This is a genomic window from Arcobacter iocasae (assembly GCF_042214795.1).
GTDB lineage: Bacteria > Campylobacterota > Campylobacteria > Campylobacterales > Arcobacteraceae > Arcobacter > Arcobacter iocasae.
Genome location: NZ_CP090177.1, coordinates 2029001 through 2049189 on the forward strand (window position 1 = coordinate 2029001; position 20189 = coordinate 2049189).

16 protein-coding genes are annotated in these 20189 nt (G+C 27.4%); 12 read left to right on the forward strand and 4 right to left on the reverse strand.

Annotated elements, in window-relative coordinates:
* The first annotated feature begins 12 nt into the window (after window positions 1–12).
* On the forward strand, window positions 13–2442 hold the full coding sequence (locus LXN10_RS10205) for a DUF4357 domain-containing protein (protein WP_375722925.1): 2430 nt from the start codon (window positions 13–15) through the stop codon (window positions 2440–2442).
* Window positions 2439–3728 carry an McrC family protein gene (locus LXN10_RS10210; protein WP_375722926.1) on the forward strand — a complete coding sequence of 430 codons (1290 nt, stop codon included), beginning with the start codon at window positions 2439–2441 and terminating at the stop codon, window positions 3726–3728. The genes LXN10_RS10205 and LXN10_RS10210 overlap by 4 nt, the downstream gene beginning before the upstream one ends.
* A 20-nt stretch (window positions 3729–3748) precedes the next feature.
* On the opposite strand, the gene LXN10_RS10215 is transcribed toward LXN10_RS10210, so the two are convergent.
* The 3 genes from LXN10_RS10215 to LXN10_RS10225 form a co-directional block, all read right to left on the reverse strand.
* Entirely contained in the window at window positions 3749–4429 is a 681-nt protein-coding gene (locus LXN10_RS10215) for a DNA/RNA non-specific endonuclease (protein ID WP_375722927.1), read from the reverse strand.
* Between the two features lie 13 nt (window positions 4430–4442).
* Entirely contained in the window at window positions 4443–5720 is a 1278-nt protein-coding gene (locus LXN10_RS10220) for a tyrosine-type recombinase/integrase (RefSeq protein WP_375722928.1), read from the reverse strand.
* A gap of 163 nt (window positions 5721–5883) precedes the next feature.
* Window positions 5884–6450: a ComF family protein gene (locus LXN10_RS10225; RefSeq protein ID WP_375722929.1), complete on the reverse strand. Its 567-nt coding sequence runs from the start codon at window positions 6448–6450 to the stop codon at window positions 5884–5886.
* 125 nt (window positions 6451–6575) lie between these two features.
* Between LXN10_RS10225 and LXN10_RS10230 the strand changes: the two genes are divergently transcribed.
* A complete protein-coding gene (locus LXN10_RS10230) occupies window positions 6576–8837 on the forward strand; it encodes a methyl-accepting chemotaxis protein (RefSeq protein WP_375722930.1) in 2262 nt (753 codons plus the stop codon).
* 77 nt (window positions 8838–8914) lie between these two features.
* The gene (locus LXN10_RS10235) at window positions 8915–10240 is read left to right on the forward strand and encodes an MATE family efflux transporter (protein WP_375722931.1); all 1326 of its coding nucleotides are present in this window, start codon (window positions 8915–8917) and stop codon (window positions 10238–10240) included.
* Between the two features lie 39 nt (window positions 10241–10279).
* On the opposite strand, the gene LXN10_RS10240 is transcribed toward LXN10_RS10235, so the two are convergent.
* Complete coding sequence (locus tag LXN10_RS10240) at window positions 10280–10918, reverse strand: Crp/Fnr family transcriptional regulator (protein ID WP_375722932.1); 639 nt, start codon at window positions 10916–10918, stop codon at window positions 10280–10282.
* Window positions 10919–11472: 554 nt separating this feature from the next.
* On the opposite strand from LXN10_RS10240, the gene LXN10_RS10245 reads away from it, so the two are divergent.
* From LXN10_RS10245 to LXN10_RS10280, 8 genes are read left to right on the forward strand one after another with little or no spacing between them, the layout of a single operon-like run.
* Complete coding sequence (locus tag LXN10_RS10245; RefSeq protein ID WP_375722933.1) at window positions 11473–12033, forward strand: 4Fe-4S dicluster domain-containing protein; 561 nt, start codon at window positions 11473–11475, stop codon at window positions 12031–12033.
* Between the two features lie 10 nt (window positions 12034–12043).
* Window positions 12044–14005, forward strand: a complete 1962-nt coding sequence (locus tag LXN10_RS10250; RefSeq protein WP_375722934.1) for a proton-conducting transporter transmembrane domain-containing protein — start codon at window positions 12044–12046, stop codon at window positions 14003–14005.
* A 10-nt stretch (window positions 14006–14015) separates the two neighbouring features.
* Window positions 14016–14939 carry a respiratory chain complex I subunit 1 family protein gene (locus LXN10_RS10255; protein WP_013134542.1) on the forward strand — a complete coding sequence of 308 codons (924 nt, stop codon included), beginning with the start codon at window positions 14016–14018 and terminating at the stop codon, window positions 14937–14939.
* A 1-nt stretch (window position 14940) separates the two neighbouring features.
* Window positions 14941–15588, forward strand: a complete 648-nt coding sequence (gene hyfE, locus LXN10_RS10260) for a hydrogenase 4 membrane subunit (RefSeq protein ID WP_013134543.1) — start codon at window positions 14941–14943, stop codon at window positions 15586–15588.
* Between the two features lie 3 nt (window positions 15589–15591).
* Entirely contained in the window at window positions 15592–17076 is a 1485-nt protein-coding gene (locus LXN10_RS10265; RefSeq protein WP_375722935.1) for a hydrogenase 4 subunit F, read from the forward strand.
* 11 nt (window positions 17077–17087) lie between these two features.
* Window positions 17088–18827 carry an NADH-quinone oxidoreductase subunit C gene (locus LXN10_RS10270; protein ID WP_375722936.1) on the forward strand — a complete coding sequence of 580 codons (1740 nt, stop codon included), beginning with the start codon at window positions 17088–17090 and terminating at the stop codon, window positions 18825–18827.
* A 9-nt stretch (window positions 18828–18836) separates the two neighbouring features.
* Entirely contained in the window at window positions 18837–19373 is a 537-nt protein-coding gene (locus tag LXN10_RS10275) for a formate hydrogenlyase complex iron-sulfur subunit (RefSeq protein ID WP_375722937.1), read from the forward strand.
* Window positions 19370–20185 (forward strand): NADH-quinone oxidoreductase subunit B family protein, encoded by an 816-nt coding sequence (locus LXN10_RS10280; protein ID WP_013134547.1) that lies wholly within the window; start codon window positions 19370–19372, stop codon window positions 20183–20185. Before LXN10_RS10275 ends, LXN10_RS10280 begins: the two co-directional genes overlap by 4 nt.
* Window positions 20186–20189 lie beyond the last annotated feature (4 nt).

Below are 20189 nucleotides of genomic sequence, written 5' to 3' on the forward strand. Positions count from 1 at the left end.
TAAAGGTAGAGTATGGATAAAATTGATTTTAGTGAAATAAGTAGAGAAGATATAATTAATGCTTTTAATAGATATGATGAACTCAAAATAAAGAATGAATTAAATACTAAAAGAAAAGCAAAAGAGTATTTATTATTTCATAATAGTAAGGAATATCCACATAAGTATATTGTTGGAATTGCTTATGGTTTAAAATATAATCAAGAGCTATTGGACAATAATCTTTATAATTCAACAGGTAATCATAAAGCAAGTGCACAATGGTGTGTTGAGAGAAATGGTTTTTTACTATATGCTGATAAAAAATATAAAAAGTATTTACAAAAGAAATATGATAATCAAACAACAATTAATACTTATTACTCAGATTTGAAAAAAGCAGTAAAGATTTTTCAAAATATAAGAGGTATTGAAGATAAAAATCTACATGAAGTTTTTGAAATTATGCAAAATGGTAGTGTAAATTTTGAAGAGTATGATAAGTCTCAAAAAGAATTAGGATTTGACGATAGACATCTTTTTAGTACATTAAAAACTAAAGCAAAGATATATTTGGAAGCTTTAAATGAAGGTGATGAAATGAATGAAAGAGAAGAAAATTTAAAAAAAATAGTTAAGTTATTTTGTGAGAAATGGGATAATACCAATGAATTATGGAGGAAAGATTACTTAGAAAACTTGCCCAGTAAATATAGAGAATTTAAAATTAATATTTCTTTTGGTAAAGGAGTAAGATTATCTGAACCCAAGCTACCTTATATGAATTTTTTAAAAGATGGTTTTGTTACTAACAAAGGTGTTTATCCTTATATTAGTTATGAGTATAAAAATAATACTTTTGAAGTTGGATTGGGTAAATCTCGAGAAAATAATCCTGGAGTTAATCATAAAATTGTAGAAGCTATTGATAATTATCCTTCAAAAAAAATTTCAATAAATAATATAGATGAAGTTATTAGTACACTAAATGTTGCAATTGATGATTTTATTAATTTTATAAAGATTGAAGATAGCCTTACTATATCACCTTATAAAGATAAAAAAAATTTGAGTAAAATTCAACCACTTAACCAAATTTTATATGGACCTCCTGGGACTGGTAAAACATACAATACAATAAATAAAGCATTAGAAATAATTTTTGAAAAAGAAGATAAAGATGAATTAGTATTTTATAATTTTGATTTTTATAAAAAAGAAATATCTTATAATGAAGCTTTACAAATTGATGATGAAAATATTAAAAGAAAAGTTTTGAAAAACATTTTTGAACATTATATAGGAAATCAAATTGAATTTATTACATTTCATCAAAGTTATGGATATGAAGAGTTTATTGAAGGTATAAAGGCTATACCAGTTGGTAAAGATGGCAATGAAAATGATGAAATGATTTATGATGTAGTTGATGGGATATTTAAAAATATTTCCAATAATGCAAAAAATAGCATTATTAAAAACTCAAATAAAAAGATTCATTACAAATTAAACGCTCCATCAATAAATATTCAAGCAGAAATGATTGAAATTGACAAAGATAACTTTAAGGTGTTAAAAGGTTCTAAAATTAGAAAAGATGAGGCTCCTTCTTTTAAAAATTATAATTATAGTAAATTAAGGGTAGATGTTTTAAAAGAGGCGAAACTGAAAGAAGAAAGTGAATATTTTATTTTAGAAGAAGATTATTTATTTCAAAGTCAAAGTGCAGCTTCATCAGTAATATTAGGAAGAATGTCAAATGGTCTAATTGATTGGAAAATTGATAATACAATTGATATTTCTAATAAAAAAATAAATAAAAACTATATTTTAATAATCGATGAAATTAATAGAGGAAACATCTCCAAGATTTTTGGTGAACTATTAACATTAATAGAACCAAGTAAAAGATTGGGAGAAGATGAGGCTTTAGAGGTGAAATTACCTTATAGCAATGATACATTTGGCATACCTTCTAATCTTTACATAATAGGAACAATGAATACAGCTGATAGAAGTATTGCATTAATGGACACAGCTTTAAGAAGAAGATTCCATTTTGAAGAGATGATGCCAGATTTAGAAGCAGTTAGTGATATTATTGTTGAAGATATTGAAGTTTGTAAACTTCTGGACAATATTAATAAAAGAATAGAATACTTATACGATAGAGACCACACTATAGGTCATGCTTATTTTATGGGTTTAGAAAATAAAGATGAAGATGAAAAGAAAATTGAGCTAGATAATATTTTTAGAAATAAGATAATTCCTTTACTTCAAGAATATTTTTACGATGATTGGGAAAAAATAAGAATGGTGCTTGGTGATGGCTTTATTAAAAAAGATAAATTTGAATCTAAGATTTTTGATGAAGAGTTTAGAGGTACTGATTATATTGAAGATGAAAAGTTTAAATATTCTATTATGGAAGAGTTTGATTATAGTAAGCTTAGAAAATGAAACAAAACTGTTTTTCAATATTAGAATATAAATCTATTTATTATAAATCATATGATATTTATGCAAAAGATTATGACGGTAATCTTGTTGTACCTAAAAAAGTATTTAATGATTTAAAACAATTTGTATTAAAGAATAATGAACAAACACTCTTTTTAAAACCATCACATAAAAATGGACTTGGAGAAACTCTACAAGCTCAAAATTATGTTGGAATTATACAAACACAAGATAGTACAACAATCGAAATATTACCAAAGATAAGAAATCTAGATGAGAATAAATCAAAAGAAATTTTGATTAAGATGTTAAAAACATTAAAAAAATCTCCATTTAAAAACTTTAATATGGCTCATCTTAAAAGTTCAAAAATGCCATTACTTGAAATATTTATTACTATGTTCTTGGAAGAATTAGCAAAATTAATTCAAAAAGGAATTAAATCAGACTATATCACTAAAGAAGAAAATCTAAAGTTCCTAAAAGGTAAACTAAAGATTAATGAACAGATAAAACAAAACTATGTCCACAAAGAACGTTTCTTTGTGGAATATCAGGATTTTTTGTCCAGTAGAATTGAAAACAAACTAATCAAAACAACTTTAGCATTTTTATATAAAAAATCTAAATCTAATAAAAATCAACAGAGAATTAGAGAATTCTTGTTTGTATTTGATGAAATAGAAATCTCATACAGTATTAAATCTGATTTTTCAAAAGTAAAACTCAATCGTCAAATGAAAGACTATGAACAAGTTCTTTTATGGTGTAGAACTTTTCTATTAGAAAATTCATTTAGTCCTTATAAGGGTAATGATATAGCTTTTGCACTTCTATTTGATATGAATTTATTGTTTGAATCATATGTAGGTCATTACCTAAAGAAAAAAGGCTTAAACGTAAGTTTGCAAGATAAAGGAAAATATCTTGTTGAAGAGCCTAATAAATTTGCACTAAGACCTGATATTATTATAAATAAAGAAAATGAAGAAGATGAGCAACTAATTGCAGATACTAAATGGAAAATTATAAAAGATGAGAAAGATATATCTCAAGGTGATATGTATCAACTTTATGCTTATGGTACAAAATACACAGATTGTAAAAAGTTATATTTGATATATCCTTATGATAATAATGATTTAGATTTGAGATATTTATATCAAAAAGAAGAAAACAATAAATTAGTACTTAATATATTATTTTTTGATTTATCTAAAGATGAACCAATATTTTACAAACAAAATGAGAAAGAGTATAAATTATTCAAGAAGTTAAGTTATTAAAGTACTTAATTAATAGCCTTTTATTTGTTTACTTTAATATTTAAACAATTAATTTCATGTTGTTTTATGTTGTCTTTTTTATAATCAATATCTAATTTATTTTCATATTCAAAGCACTTCTCAAACTTTGCATCATTGTTAAAATAAATTCTATAAAGTTTTGTAGGGATTATAATATTATTACCAATTTTTTGATTAAGATTTTCATATTTGGCTATTGAAATAGAATTTATATATCCTAGCTTCTGAGCTAGTGTTCTACCGTATCTTTCTACTTTCGTCCATGTCTTTTGGTTTACTACTGCACTTTGAGGTATTATATTAGCCATGGTATATGCTTTATTTAAAGCTTTTTTATCATAATCAAAATCTGCATCTGCAACTATAAAATGTCCTCTGTTCCAATCTTTGCCATAACCAGTGTAATCTTTATATTTTGTTCTATATTTCATAGGTATAGTTTTTTCATTATAAAACTTTGGTCTTTTTTTAATGTCCTTTGTTGTATTAACAAGTTTTCCATCAAGTTTTACCCAACCACTTAATGCACCTTTATATTTATAAGAATAGCAAATTTGATATAGTTGCTTATCAATAATTTGGTCACATTTTGATTTATTAATATAGTTTTCAATAGAAAAAGAAAAAGCGAATGTTGGAGAAAATAAAATAGTTAGTATAATTAATTTAAGAAAATTCATTTTGTATTTTATCTTATCCATCTAAAATATTTAGTAAAATTTTTAATTCTTCCTCTGTTTTGTCGGGCATAAGAATTTTTAGTTTTTCAATACGAATATCAACTTTTGCGGATCTCATCATATTTTTAAATTTATTTGTTGCTCGTAGAGCTTGTTTTTTATCTTTACTTGCATATACAGACTCTGTATATTTCGTAGATTGATGTCCTAGCATCACACTTATATCTTCAATTGTAGTTTCATTCTGTACTAAGATTGAAGCTATTAAATGTCTAATATCATGTATTCTTATGTTAGGGTATCCTAATGCATTTAACATATCATGAAAGTGTTTTCTAACAGTTACAACGGATACATTAAATAGTTTATCTCCTTTACTTGTCTTTTTTTGTTCTTTTATTACTCTTTTTAAATCTTCATCTAATGCAAAAGTAAGTGTTTTTTTAATTTTACTAATTTCTTTTGGAATATCATATTCATCATCTCTAAAATATTCAAATTTTAATTTTAATACTTCTCCAATTCTTCTTCCTGTTAGTAAAAATGTAAATATATTTCTTATTACAGGATATTGATAAAATTTTTCTCCCTTAATATTAATTAAACTATACTCTAGCATTGCATTAACAATCTTTTTGCAATCATCATCACTTAGATTATATTTTTTAAAACTAACAGATTCAATACTTGGAAGTTTTATTTTATCCCATCTAATCAAGTCATTCTCACAATCATTTAAAAACATTTTTATATTACTAATTGTTCCTCTAACTGTATTGGGTGCAAATTCATTTTTTAATCTACTAATCATTGAATTTATATCAGATGTTGTAATACTTTTTGTTGATAAATTATGAAGTTCAGTTGCTCTAATAATTAGAGATGCCTTTCTATTAAATGTAGTTGATGGAATATCAGGATTATCTTTTTCTCTTATCCATTCTTCTGCTTTTTCTAAAAATCTATCATTTATAGTAATTGTTCTTTTGGATTTTTCAACTTTCAATTTATTTCTTAAAGTACCAAATTCTCTTATGCTTTCACGAATTATTTCTTTTTGTGAAATTACATAATCTAATGCTTTTAGAAATGTATCATACTTGATATCATTTGTAAATGTATAAATTTTTTTTACAAGTTGTCCATCAATTCTAAGTTTTAATCTAAACTTAAAAGATTTATCTTTAATGTCTTTTGTTGAAGTAATTTTAGTTAAAGGTAAATCAGTTAGATAAGCTATTCCTTTACAGTTTCTATTAGATATTTCTAACAATAAGTATTTTTTATTCATAATATTTCCAATATACATATATCTATAAGTATACTAGAATTATACTAAAAAGTATACTTAATAATATTTTGTTATAAACTATTGTAGTTTTTAAGGAGTTTAATTAAACTGTAAAAGTGCATATTTTAGGTACTTATAATTAATTATAGAGATTAATACTATATTAGTTTTTACATAGGGTTAAAGAAAATAATACTTTATTATTTTTTTTCTCTAAAGCTTTTTTGGCTTCTCTAATTGTAGCACCAGTAGTAATTATATCATCGCATAAAATTGTTGTTTTATCATAAATATTTGTCAGTTTAAATCGCCTTGGATTTTTCTCTCTATATTCTTTATCTTTACCCGCATATTTGACAATGTTTGTTGCTTTTAGAACATTATATTGAGCCTTGATATTTTTTGAGTTTAATGCATGAGCTAAAATTGCAGTGTGTGAAAACTCATGTCTTGAATGATCATCAATAGGTATAGATATTATCTCATTATTGTAATGAAAAGTAGAAGCAAATTTTTCAAAAGATAATTTTGCAAGTATGTTAAAAATCTTATCTCCGAAAAAATAGTACTTTGATGAGAGTAAATCTTCAAGTTCACTAAGAGTATAAAAAGAGTAGTTATAAAATCCCTCTTCAACTTCCCTTTTATGAAAAGAAGGAGCAAGTAAAGTTGTCTCACAAGACTTACATATTATTTTAAAAGATAGTTTTTCACATAGTATACATCTCATAATTTATTTTAACTAAAAATTTATTAATTAATTTAATTCAAGTTTTTTTAAGAAAACTACAAATGGTAAATTTTATTTTACTTAAATTATGCTATTATTTTAAAAAATAATAATAAGGAATTATAGTGATTAAGTTTAACTCTCTAAAATCAAAATTTTTAGTTTATATAATATCTACTCTTTTTGTAGTATTTGTTATTGTTACAATTGTATTATCAAATATAATTGCAAATAAATCTATAAAAGAATCAGAAAATCAATTTCAAGGTAGTGCAGAGCATATTACAATTGCATTTAATACATTAGATAATAATTTACATGAAGTCATGAAAGGGTATTTAAATGTAATAAAAACATATTTACCTGATTTTTATAGGATAGATAAAGAGAAAATAGTAAAAGTAGGAAAAATAGATGCTCCTGCTTTTTATAATGGGACTACATTGTTAAATAATAATTTTGAGCCTTTAGAAAAATATACTAATACAACAGGTGTAATTGCTACAGTTTTTGCAAGAATGGGTGATGATTTTGTAAGAGTAACAACTACATTAAAAAAAGAAGATGGAAGTCGAGCTTTTGGAACAATGTTAGGAGAAAAGTCACCAGCAATGAAATCTATACTAGAAGGTAAAACTTTTTATGGAAAAGTAAAGCTTTTTGGAAAAGATTATTATGTAGTATATGAACCAATTTTAAGAGACAATAAAGTTATTGGAATTCTTTTTATAGGATATGATTTTACTTCTGCTTTGAGTTCCCTAAAAAAAGATATTAAAGATATAAAAATCAATAATGATGGATATGCTTTTATGATGGATAATAAAGGTAATTTAATTATTCACCCAACAAATGAAGGGAAAAATCTTTTTGATGTAAAAGATAATAAAGGAACTTTCACTTTTAAAGATATGATAAAAGGTGAAGATAGACTTATAAAATACACAAGTACTGATAATATTGAAAAACTTGCATATGTAAAGCATCTAAAAGGATTTAATGCTGTTTTAGTAGTAAGTGATACAATTGATGATGTTTATTCTTTTAGTAAAAAAGCAACTACTTATATATCAATTGCCTTTATTATTACTCTAATTATTATTTCAGTCTTATTACTTATTGTTACTTCAAAAGTTGTAGGTACTCCTCTTAAAAAATTAAATATTGGTCTTTTAGACTTTTTTAAATATATAAATAAAGAAAGTACTAATGTAAAACTATTAGAGGTAAAAGGTGAAGATGAATTTGCTCAAATGTCTGAAGTAATTAATAAAAATATAAATAGAACAGAAGATTTAATAAAAGAAGATTTAAAACTTATTGAAGAAGTTAAAGCTGTAGTAAATAGTGCAAAAAATGGTGATTTAAATAAACGAGTGACCGTAAGTACAAATAATGGAAGTCTTGAAGAATTAAAAGAAATTTTTAATGAGATGCTTAATGTAACAAGTACAAATGTATGCCAAAATGTAAATCAATTAAAAGATGTACTTTTACAATTTAAAAATCTTAATTTTACTCAAAGAATAAAAAATGACTCAGGATTGGTTGCAGTTGGATTAAATGAACTAGCAGAGATAATAAATAAAATGCTTATTGAAAATAAATCAATAGGGCTTAAATTAGATGATAGCTCAAAACAATTACTTGATAATATGAGTAGACTTAATAATTCTACAAATGAAGCAGCAGCAAGTTTAGAAGAGACTTCAGCAGCATTAGAAGAGATAACAGGAAATATAAGAAATAATTCTGAAAATATATCTAAAATGTCATCACTTTCTAAAAATGTATTAAACTCTGCAAGTGATGGACAAAAACTTGCAAATGAGACAACAGTATCTATGGATGAGATTAACGAGCAAGTAAAAGCAATCAGTGAAGCAATAGTTTCAATTGATAATATTGCTTTTCAGACAAATATCCTTTCATTAAATGCAGCTGTAGAAGCAGCAACAGCAGGTGAAGCTGGAAAAGGTTTTGCAGTAGTTGCTCAAGAAGTAAGAAACCTAGCAAATAGAAGTAGTGAAGTTGCAAAAGAGATTAAAGACATAGTTGAAAATGCAAGTCACAAAGCTGATAATGGAAAAGAAATAGCTGGAAAAATGATACAAGGATATATACAATTAAATGAAAATATTTCTCAAACTATTCATCTTATTTCTGATATCGAAATGGCATCAAAAGAACAGTTACAAGGCATAGAACAAATCAATGATGCAGTTAATAGTTTGGATAAACAAACTCAAGAAAATGCATCTATTGCAACTCAGACAAATGGTATAGCCCAAGAGACTGACCATATTTCAAAAGCAGTATTAAAAAGTGCAGATGATAAAGAGTTTGTAGGAAAAAATGAGGTAAGCTCAAATACTTATGAGATGTAGTTTTTACATCTCATATTAAAGCTTACTTCTAAAATATTAGAGTATCCTTTCCAAAAAAATTCTACAAAAGAAAATTTATGCTTGTGTCAAAACCATTTATTCTATTTTTCAAATATGTTATTCCTTCTATGTTGGGCTTTTTAGCTGTATCTTCTGCTAGTATCATTGATGGTTATTTTGTGGGAAACTATGTGGGTTCTGTAAGTTTAGCAGCAATCAATGTATCTTTCCCTTTATTTAATCTTCTATTTGGATTTGCTTTGATGTTTGCAGTTGGAAGTTCTGTAATGACTGGTAAATTAATGGGTGAAGGGAACAAAGAAGAAGCTTCAAATGTTTTTTCAAAAGCTATTTATGTAATAGTAATACTCTCAATTTCTTTGAACTTGTTACTTTATTTAAATATAGATAAGGTCTTAGATTTAATAAATGTAAAAGATGAATTAAGAGTTGAAACCCTAAATTATCTTCCTACTATTTTAAAATTTTTACCATTTTTAATGATAGGAATTACAGTTGATTATTTTGTAAAAATAGATGAAAACCCAAACTTATCTTTTCTAGCATTGGTTATAAGTTCGCTTATAAATATAGTTCTAGATTATATTTTTATAGTAAAATTTGATTGGGGTATAAATGGTGCTGCATATGCAACAGGTATCTCACAGACTTTTATTCTTTTGATTTTACTTCCACACTTTTTTATGAAAAAGACAACACTAAGACTTGTAAAACCAAGGGGAAGTTTTTTAAGTATATTTAATGCTTTGAAAAATGGTTCTTCTGAGTTTGTAAATGAATCATCTGTTGGTATTACTATTTTAGTTTTTAACTATATTTTACTAAAAACCTTTGGTCCTTTAGGTATTGCTTCTTTTACTATTGTTGGTTATTTTATAGCAATTAGTATTATGACAAGTTTTGCTGTTTCTGATTCTTTGCAAGCTATTATTAGTAAAAATTATGGCGCACAATATTTCAATAGAATGAAAAGTTTTTTAAAATTAGGATTAATAAGTATTTTATGTGTAGAGATAGTTTTAACCCTTTTTGTGATAATTGCCCCAGAGTCATTGATAGACATCTTTATCAATGACAATGATATAAAAACAAAAGAGATAACATTAAAATTCATCTCATATGTATGGCCAGCTTTCATTTTTTCAGGTTTAAACATGTTAGCAAGTGCATATTTAACATCAATACAAAAGCCACTTTATTCTGGACTAATAGCTATTATGAGAAGTTTTATTTTTCCTATGATATTTATTTTCACTTTACCTTTTGTTTTTGGGAATATAGGAATATTTATAGCCTTGTCTTGCGCAGAGATAGTTACTTTTATTTTCGCTTTTAGATTTTTTATGAAAAATAGACCAAGTGTTTTAGCTAAATTTATTTAATAAATATTTTATTAATAGGGCATTATAAAGTTTATAAAATTAATCATAGTTTTCAAGCTTATTAAATTGATGAATTATAAGTCTATTTTTATCAATTTTTCCTATAACATTTTTCTTTATTAAATCATTCATAATAGTTGATACTGTTTGACGCTTTGATCCAATAAAACTTGAAAGATCTTTAATAGATAAATTTAAATCTATGCAATATTTACCATCTATTAATGTATCTTGTGTTGTAGCAATTTCCATTAAAAATAATGCAACTTTTCTTTTACAAGATTTAAAAACAAGATTTTTAATTATATTTCTTTCTAGTTCTGCTCTATGTTTAAGAGATCTAATAACAGATGTAGAAAACTCTTTATTAGCAAACAAATAAGTAAATTTTTCTGCATCAATTAAATAAACTTCACTATCTTCTAAAAATTCAATACTACATGAAGTCTCAGGAATAATTATATTGTTCTGTTTCAAAAAATATAAAACAAACTCTTCTCCATCTTCATAAATTATAGCTTTTGCTTTTCCACTTTTAAATACATAAAGTGTCAAAGTTCCATCTTCATATTCTAAAGTTCCCTTTTTAAATTTCTTTGTTTTTAATGAAGAAAAATCCTCTTCAGACAAAATCTCTGTTAAATTAATTGAATCAATTCTTAACCTATTAGAATCCATTTTCATCCTTAAAGTAAAAGTATTTTTTAAGCTTAATATCAAAAATACTAGCAATATTATTCTTTTGTTATTATAAAGTAAAATAAAATTTACTAAATTCACTTTATTATACATATTATTATTTAATAATAATATGTATAATAAAATAATTTTATCGTAAAAAATCATATAAAAAGTGTCACCGATATGACACTATAAAAGTATATTCCCATCCAAAAGCCTTGTAAAATGGATACTTTTGATAAATATTTATTATTTAATATTATTTGAAATTTGAAAACAATTTTTTATATGTCATATCCATGACAGAAAAAATATTATTAATATATTAAAATTTGGAAGTTTTTAAATTATATTTAAGTATTTATACTACTTATAATTTTTAAAGTAATAAGAGAGAAGTGAAGAATAAGAAAAAAATGGTGCAGTTAGCGTGATTGTATATTCATCAGCTAGTTGCTTAAATGAAGAAAATTATACTTTTCAGAAATTCTTGATTAAACAGATATGCAAATGCATCTTTCTGAATTAAATCAAACATTAAGGAGATTGTTATGAGCTTAGCGTTGAATAATAAATTTGTTGTTGCAAATCCAAATACTTGCATAGGGTGTGCTACTTGTATGGCGGCATGTTATGAGTCTGCATATGAAAGGGGTAAATTAGCAGCTCCAAGATTAATTGTTACTAGAACATTTAGTGGAACAGTACCTAATATATGCAGACAATGTGATGATGCACCTTGCGCAAATGTTTGTCCTGTTGGGGCATTGGAGTTTGGGAAAGATTCTATTTTGGTTCATGAAGAATTATGTATAGGTTGCAAAATGTGTACATTAGTTTGTCCTTTTGGTGCAATTAGACCAGAAGCTGAGTTAATGCCTTCAGTTGATTATATTACACAACCTAAATACAACTTAGGTATTGAATCAGAAGTTGGTGCAAAAAGTATAGCAGTTAAATGTGATTTATGTGTGGGAAGAGAAGATGGACCAGCCTGTGTTGAAGTTTGTCCAACGGAAGCTTTATCTTTTGAAAACAATAATAATGCAATTGATGATACAGCAAAAAGAAGTCTTGAAGTTTATATAAAAGAAAGAGCAAAATTTTTGTAAAGGATGATTTATGACACAAGTATATTTTTTATATCTTATTGGATGTGTTATCTCTTTATTATTATATAAACAAAATAGAATTGCTGGAAAAGTAGGATTTAGTATATCTGCAATCGCTTCTGCGTATGCGGTAATTTACTTTTTGATGAATTTAGGACAAACAAGTAGTTTTAGTATGTTTGAAAGCTTACTTTATAGTCCAACATTTATATTAAATCCATTAGGAAACTTCTTTTCATTTGTAGTTTCTCTTGTTTCACTAGCTTCATCTGTGTATGCAATACAATATTCACAAGAGTATGAAAATAAAGGTAGTCTTGCTGTTATGGCAAGTATGTTTAATGCCTTTATTCTATCAATGCTTTTATTGATTTCATCATCAGATGTATTTTGGTTTATAATTTTTTGGGAATGTATGACAGTAATTTCTGCTTATTTAATTTGTTTTAATGATTCGAAAGCTTCATTAAAAGCAATTATGATTTATTTGGGAATTGCACACATCGGAGCTATGTGTATTACAGCAGCATTTTTACTGCTAGCTTCACAAAGTGGTTCATTAGAATTTAGTTCTTTTGAAAATGTAACTTTATCACCAGTTATGGCAAGTGTTATTTTTATACTTGCATTTATTGGATTTGGATCAAAAGCAGGGATGTTTCCTATGCATGTTTGGTTACCAAAAGCTCACCCAGCAGCTCCAACTAATGTTTCAGCACTGATGAGTGGGGTGATGATCAAAATTGCAATATTTGGAATTATTAAATTTTGTTTATGGCTTCCAGTTATGAAATGGTGGGGCTTATTAATTATTACTGTTGGTGCTATATCTGCAATACTAGGTGTACTTTACGCTTTAGTACAACATGATTACAAAGCACTTTTAGCATATCACTCTGTTGAAAATATAGGGATTATTTTATTAGGTATTGGAACAGGAGTGTATGGAATCGCTGCGAATATGCCAAGTTTAGCAGCAGTAGGATTTTTAGCTGGTTTATATCATATTTTAAACCATGCAACTTTCAAAGGCTTATTATTTTTAGGTGCAGGAAGTGTTTTATATAGCACACATACAAAAGATATGGATGCCTTAGGTGGATTAGCTAGAAAAATGCCATTAACAGCCTTTGCTTTTCTAATTGGTTCTTTATCAATCACAGCAATTCCTCCATTAAATGGTTTTATTAGTGAATGGTTTACTTATCAAGGAATGATTCAAGGTGCCTTATCTGAATATGTAAGTAGTAGAGTTGTTTTTACAATTTCTATAATAGCACTAGCCCTAACAGGTGCTCTAGCAATTATGTGTTTTGTAAAAGTTTATAGTGTTATTTTTGGTGGTGTGCCAAGGGATGAAAAAATCTTTCAAAAAGCAAAAGAAGTTCCTATTACTATGGTTATTGGAATGTTTATTTTAGTTGCAGGATGTGTCGCTTTTGGTTTAGGTGCAAATGTAGTAGTTGAAAATATTATGCTTGTAATTTCATCTTTTTCAAATACATATAATGCAACAAATGGGATTATTGTAACTTCACCAATTGGTTCAATTGTATCACCAGTTTTAATAGCTGTAGTTATAGCAGTTAGTTTATTACTTCCTTTATTGATAGTTAAAATATCAAGAGCAAATAAATCAAAACCAAGATTAACAGATCCTTGGGCTTGTGGTTTTAAATACGATAGTCGAATGCAAATGACTGCTTCACCTTTTACAGGTGATTTAAGAAGACTTCTTAATTGGTTATACAAAAGTGAAACAAAAGTTATCGACCAAGGTTATTTTAAACCAGTTATATATGAAACTCACGCAAAAGATGTTTGGTGGAGCTATTTATATGAACCTGTAATCAAATTAACTCTTAATACAGCAAAACTTGTTGCAAAAATGCAAAATGGAAATGTAAATGCGTACTCGTTATATATCTTGCTTGCTTTATGCCTTTTTGTTGGCATTAGCTACATTATTTAAAGGATAAGTTATGAGTAGTATATTTTTTATGATTATTCAAGTTATTGCAATTGTTCTTGTTGCTCCTTTATTTGATGGGATGGCTAGAAAATTAAGAGCAAAACTTCAATCAAGAGAAGGTATCCCTGATTTTTTTCAAACATATAGGGATATTTATAAATTAATGAAAAGAGCAAGAACAGGACCAAATTGTGCCCATTGGGTTTTTAAAACAGGACCTTATACTCTGTTTGCAGCAGGTGCTGCTTTATTAGCAGCTATTCCAATTACATATAGCACTAATACTCTAGCAGGTGCTTATTCAGATATTTTAGTATTTATTTATTTAGGTGCTTTATTAAGATTTATATTTGGTGCAACATCAATTGATTCTGGAAATCCATTTGCAGGTGTTGGTGGAGGAAGAGAACAAATTATTGGTATTTTTGTTGAGCCAGTTATGATGATTAGTTTGTTAGTTGTTATTTTATTAGCAAGCACTACTAATTTAGTTGAAATCCAACATATGGTTAGAACAGGACAAATAGGTTATCAAACACCAGCCTTTGCAGTTGCTTCAATATCATTTTTATGGGCAATGTATGTGGAAGCGGGAAGAAATCCATATGATTTAGCAGAAGCAGAACAAGAGTTACAAGAGGGTGTTTTAGGTGAATATTCTGGTTCAGATTTTTCCCTTGCACATGCAGCTTTAATTTTAAAACAATTCGCGATGATTGGATTATTCCTTACTATTTTTGAACCTTGGAATTTCGAAAATCCATTCTTAGCACTTATTGGTTTTATTCTTAAAGCAGGGATTTTTTATGTTGCCGCTGTTTTTATTGACAACTTTGGCCCAAGATTTAAAATATTGACAAGTTTTAAAAATAGTGCAATTCCTCCCTTAATTGTTTCAATTATTGCGCTTGCTTTATATGTTGTAGGAGTTTAAGATGATTGATATACTAAGTATTTTATCAATAGTTTTAATTATTAGTTCACTTTGTGTATTTGGAATTAGAAATTATAAAATTGCCATATATACATATTCATTTCAAACATTTATATTGGTATTGATATTTTTATATCTTTATGCAACATACTCTGCTAATGAATTAGGTGGATGGGCAATTATTGCATTTTTTACAAAAGTTATATTTGTGCCATTTATATTATTAAGATTAATAAAAAAATTAAATGTTGTTCATGAAGATGAACCAGTACTTGGATTCTTTGTTAGTCCAATTGTTGCTATTGCATTTTCATTAGCTATTGCAATGGCTTTATATCCAATTTATTTAAAATTTTCTTTGATTAAAGAGCATATTCCATTAATTGCATCTATTACAATTTTTATGATAGGAATATTTGGATTTGTTTTAAGAAATTCTGCAATCAAACAAATACTTGCTTATTGTACATTTGAAAATGGTATTCATTTATCACTTGCTTTAATGGCATACAATTCACCAGAAATTGTTGAACTTGGAATCTTAACTGATGCATTGTTTGCAGTAATTATTTTATCAATCTTTGCTCAAAGATTTTATAAATATTTTGGTTCTTTAGATGTTTCTAAAGCAACTGAATTGAAAGGTTAAGTTATGGATATGCAACAATTATTAATATTATTAATGCTTATTCCCCTTGTTTCATCAGTTGTTATTTGGCTTTGTGCAGATAATTATAAAGCATTAAGTACTTTACATATTATTGCCTCAATACTTACTACAATTGTAGGTTTAATGGCAATTTCAAATGTAATAAATGGAACAACATATTTTCTATTTAATGATATGTTTTTTCTCGATTCTTTAGGCGCTATTTTTATTAGCTTAATAGCAGTAACAGGATTATTAGTAAATTTATATTCTGTTAAATATATGCAATGGGAAGTTGAAAATAAACATTTAGAAGTAAAAGATACAAAACTGTTTTTCTCACTATTTCACTTGTTTGTTTTTACAATGACTTTCTCTGTGCTTTCAAATAATATTGCATTGATGTGGGTAGGAATTGAAGCCACAACATTATCTTCTGTATTTATGGTTGCTTTACATAAAAGTAGTAAATCAACTGAAACTGGATGGAAATATATAGTTATTTGTAGTATTGGTTTAGCTTTTGCTTTATATGCGACTGTATTACTTTATAGTGCAGGGTTTAATGTAATCAATGACAGTCATAGTGCAATGCTTTGGACTACTTTAATGGCACATTCTAAAGATATAGATCAAGATGCATTAAAACTTATTTTTGTTTTTGCATTGATTGGTTTTGGTACAAAAGCAGGGCTTGCACCCACTCATACTTGGTTACCAGATGTTCACTCAGAAGGACCAGCACCATCATCAGCAATGCTTTCGGGAATACTTTTAAAATGTGCAATATTAGGACTTATTAGATATTACGCAATTGTGGGAAACTCATTTGCAGGATTTGAATATGTTCAAACAATGATGATTTTTAGTGGATTGATTACTATATTTATAGCATCATTTTTTCTTCTTGTTCAACATGATGTAAAAAGAATGTTTGCATATCACTCAATTGCACATATGGGTGTTATTGCATTTGGATTAGGAATTGGTGGGCCAATAGGATTATTTGCTGCACTGTTTCACACTTTAGCACACTCAGTTACAAAAGCCCTAGCATTTTGTGTAACAGGAAATATGATTCAAATATATGGAACAAGAGATATGAGAAAAATGGGAGGACTAATAAAAATAGCTCCTATTACAGCGATTTTATTTGGGATTGCTGTTTGTTCTTTAGTAGGTGTCCCTGGATTTGCAATATTTTTCAGTGAATTTTTAATGATAAAACAATCAATTGTTAATAATATGAATATTGAAGTAATTCTCTTTATCATAGGACTTATAATTATTTTTATTGCTGACTTTTCACACTTTAATCTTGCAACATTTGGAAAAAGTAATTCAAAAGTATTAAGAAAAGAATTACCATTGAGTGCTAATTTACCGTTAATTGGATTAGCAGCATTAATTATAATTTTTGGATTGTTTACTATTGAACCTTGGTTTGAACTGCTTAGAAATGCAGTAAATATTATCATGGGAATGTAAGGAGATATGATATGAGAAAAGGTGACAATTTAATAAATAAAGTGAAAGAAAAAATAACAATTCACGAAATCTATAGACAACCAGAAGATCAAATTACAATAACCGTTGATAGAAATGATTTGCCAGAGACTGTACGAATTTTGTATTACGATTTAGGTGGTTGGTTATCAAGTATGATTCCAAATGATGAAAGAGAAATAAATGGTAATTTTGCCCTTTATTATGTCTTGTCAATGGAAGGTGGAAAAATGACTCCTGAGGATGAGTTACCACAAGATGAAAAATGTTGGATAACAGTTAAAACTTTTATTCCAGCAAATGACCCAACTTTTCCATCTGTAACTTTAAAAGTACCTGCTGCTGTTTGGTATGAAAGAGAAGCATATGATATGTTTGGTTTAACGGCAATTGGTTTACCTGATCCTAGAAGATTGGTTGTATCAGATGATTGGCCAGAGGGTTTATTTCCATTAAGAAAAGATGCTATGGATTATAGACATAGACCAGATCCCGTTGATCATAAAGATGAACCTGAAGCAAAATTTCTAAAACCAGAAGGTGCAGGAGTACTTGATGTTCCCTTAGGACCTTTACATATTACAAGTGATGAGCCAGGTCACTTTAGATTGTATTGTGATGGAGATACTATTATTGATGCAGATTATAGACTTTTTTATCAACACAGAGGTATGGAAAAACTTGCAGAAAATAGAATGAATTATGACCAAATGGGATATTTAGCAGAAAGAGTTTGTGGTATCTGTGGTTATGCTCATGCTATTGGTTGTATAGAAGCTGCAGAAAAAGCGATTGGTTTAGAAATACCACTAAGAGCACAAGCAATGAGAGTAATTTGTCTAGAAATAGAAAGACTTCATTCACATTTATTAAATATAGGTCTTGCTTGTGAAGTAACTGGAAATGTAAATGCTTTTATGCATATTTTTAGAATTAGAGAATTTTCTATGGAATTAGCTCAATTAGTAACAGGTGGTCGTAAAACATACGGAAATGTTGTTATGGGTGGGTTAAGAAGAGATATGACAGGAACTGAGATTAAAAAAAGTCTTGAGTTATTAGAAATAATAGAAGTACAAACTAAAGAAGTTTGGGATGCTGTTATGGATGATAAAAATCAAGTTGAAAGATGGAAAGGTGTAGGACTTTTAGATAAACAAGTAGCAAGAGACTTTTCTCCTGTTGGTCCAAATATTAGAGGGTGTGGTTTTAAAAGAGATTCAAGATATGACCATCCTTATGATTTTTTAACACAATTAGATTTTGAAATACCAACTGAAGATGGCTGTGATGTATTTGCAAGAGAAACCGTTAGATATAGAGAATTATTAGAATCAGTATCTATTATAAGACAGTGTTTTGAGATGATGCCAGGAGGTTTAACTGTAATTAAACCACAAACTATGATTAAACCAGGTGCATATGCAATTGGTAATGATGAAGCACCAAGAGGTGAAAATATTCATTGGATTATGCATGGTAATGCACAAAAAGTATTTAGATGGAGATGTCGGGCTGCGACATATAACAACTGGACATCTTTAAGATATCAGTTTAGAGGAAATACTATTGCTGATGCTGCTCTTATTGTTTGTTCATTGGACCCTTGTTACTCTTGTACAGAAAGAGTAACTGTTGTTGATATTAAAAGTAAAAAAACAAAAATATTAAACTATCAAGATTTGAAAAGATATTCACAATCTTCGAAAAATCATCCATTGAAAAATATGTAGGAGTAAGAGATGAAACTACTAGATATGACAAAAAAATATGGGAAAGCAACTTATAAATATCCTTTAGAACCTTATGAAGTATCTGAAGGATTTAGAGGTAAACCTTCATATACATATGAAAATTGTATAGGTTGTACAGCTTGTGGAGTTGCTTGTCCGTCAAATGCAATTAATGTAAAACTAAATGAAGATAAAACAAAACTTGTTTGGGAATTTGATGCTGCAAGATGTATTTTTTGTGGTAGATGTGATGAGGTTTGTCCTACTGGTGCAATTGTTCTTTCTCAAGAGTTTGAATTAGCTGTTAAGTTTGATAAAAATAATTTGAAAGAAAGAGGCGAACTTGATGTTGAATATTGTGAGGTTTGCAATAAACCATTTACAACAAAAAGATTAATTTCATACATCTTCCATAGATTAGAAAAAGTTGGTTGGGATAAAAAGACTTTAGGTGAAAAAATAAAATATGCAAAAACTTGCCCTACTTGTAAAAGAGAAGAAAAAACTGAAGTTATGACAAAATATTTAAAAAGGGGTATAAAATGAGTAAAACATATGTAGTACCAGAAGAGATAGAAAACTCAAATACTCTTGAAGCCAAACTTGAGCATCTAAAAAATATTAAAAGAAGTTTTAATGTTTATAGAGTGGATTGTGGTTCATGTAATGGTTGTGAAATTGAGGTGTTTGCCGCTATTACACCAATGTGGGATCCTGAAAGATTGGGATTTAAATTAGTAGCTAGTCCTAGACATGCAGATATTTTACTTTGTTCAGGACCAGTTACTAGACAAATGTATTACCCACTTTTAAGAGCATATGAAGCAACTCCTGATCCTAAAGTAGTAGTAGCAATTGGTGCTTGTGGCTCTAGTGGAGGAATATTTCATGATGCTTATAGTGTTTGGGGAGGAATTGATAAAGTTATACCTGTGGATGTTTATATTCCAGGTTGTCCTCCCCATCCAGCAACTATTATTCATGGATTAGCTTCTGCTTTAGGAATATTAGATCAAAAACTACAATTTAAAGAGCACACTCAAGATTGTGATGAAGCAATTCTTGTGGAGGATTCATTAATAGGAAATATTCTTTTTGAAAGAGATATTTTAATCGAATCAAAAAGATTGATGAGTTATTTTTTTGGTAGAAAACTTTATGAAAAATATATAAGTGCACTAAAAAAATCAACTGATATTAAAAATATTAAAAAAACTAAGGAGGTAATTGAAATATATAGTAGTGAAGAAGAAGATTCAAGATATGAAGAGTGTATGAAAAGACTTCATAATAATGTTTATTTGAGATATATGAAACAGTTTGCACCCATAAAAGACGATTATAAATTTATAATATAAGAAG

Excerpts from the sequence above, each read along its gene's own strand:
- LXN10_RS10205 (WP_375722925.1), top strand. The coding sequence starts at position 13 with ATGGATAAAATTGATTTTAGTGAAATAAGTAGAGAAGATATAATTAAT.
- LXN10_RS10210 (WP_375722926.1), top strand. The coding sequence starts at position 2,439 with ATGAAACAAAACTGTTTTTCAATATTAGAATATAAATCTATTTATTAT.
- LXN10_RS10215 (WP_375722927.1), bottom strand. The coding sequence starts at position 4,429 with ATGAATTTTCTTAAATTAATTATACTAACTATTTTATTTTCTCCAACA.
- LXN10_RS10220 (WP_375722928.1), bottom strand. The coding sequence starts at position 5,720 with ATGAATAAAAAATACTTATTGTTAGAAATATCTAATAGAAACTGTAAA.
- LXN10_RS10225 (WP_375722929.1), bottom strand. The coding sequence starts at position 6,450 with ATGAGATGTATACTATGTGAAAAACTATCTTTTAAAATAATATGTAAG.
- LXN10_RS10235 (WP_375722931.1), top strand. The coding sequence starts at position 8,915 with ATGCTTGTGTCAAAACCATTTATTCTATTTTTCAAATATGTTATTCCT.
- LXN10_RS10240 (WP_375722932.1), bottom strand. The coding sequence starts at position 10,918 with ATGGATTCTAATAGGTTAAGAATTGATTCAATTAATTTAACAGAGATT.
- LXN10_RS10245 (WP_375722933.1), top strand. The coding sequence starts at position 11,473 with ATGAGCTTAGCGTTGAATAATAAATTTGTTGTTGCAAATCCAAATACT.
- LXN10_RS10250 (WP_375722934.1), top strand. The coding sequence starts at position 12,044 with ATGACACAAGTATATTTTTTATATCTTATTGGATGTGTTATCTCTTTA.
- LXN10_RS10255 (WP_013134542.1), top strand. The coding sequence starts at position 14,016 with ATGAGTAGTATATTTTTTATGATTATTCAAGTTATTGCAATTGTTCTT.
- hyfE (WP_013134543.1), top strand. The coding sequence starts at position 14,941 with ATGATTGATATACTAAGTATTTTATCAATAGTTTTAATTATTAGTTCA.
- LXN10_RS10265 (WP_375722935.1), top strand. The coding sequence starts at position 15,592 with ATGGATATGCAACAATTATTAATATTATTAATGCTTATTCCCCTTGTT.
- LXN10_RS10270 (WP_375722936.1), top strand. The coding sequence starts at position 17,088 with ATGAGAAAAGGTGACAATTTAATAAATAAAGTGAAAGAAAAAATAACA.
- LXN10_RS10275 (WP_375722937.1), top strand. The coding sequence starts at position 18,837 with ATGAAACTACTAGATATGACAAAAAAATATGGGAAAGCAACTTATAAA.
- LXN10_RS10280 (WP_013134547.1), top strand. The coding sequence starts at position 19,370 with ATGAGTAAAACATATGTAGTACCAGAAGAGATAGAAAACTCAAATACT.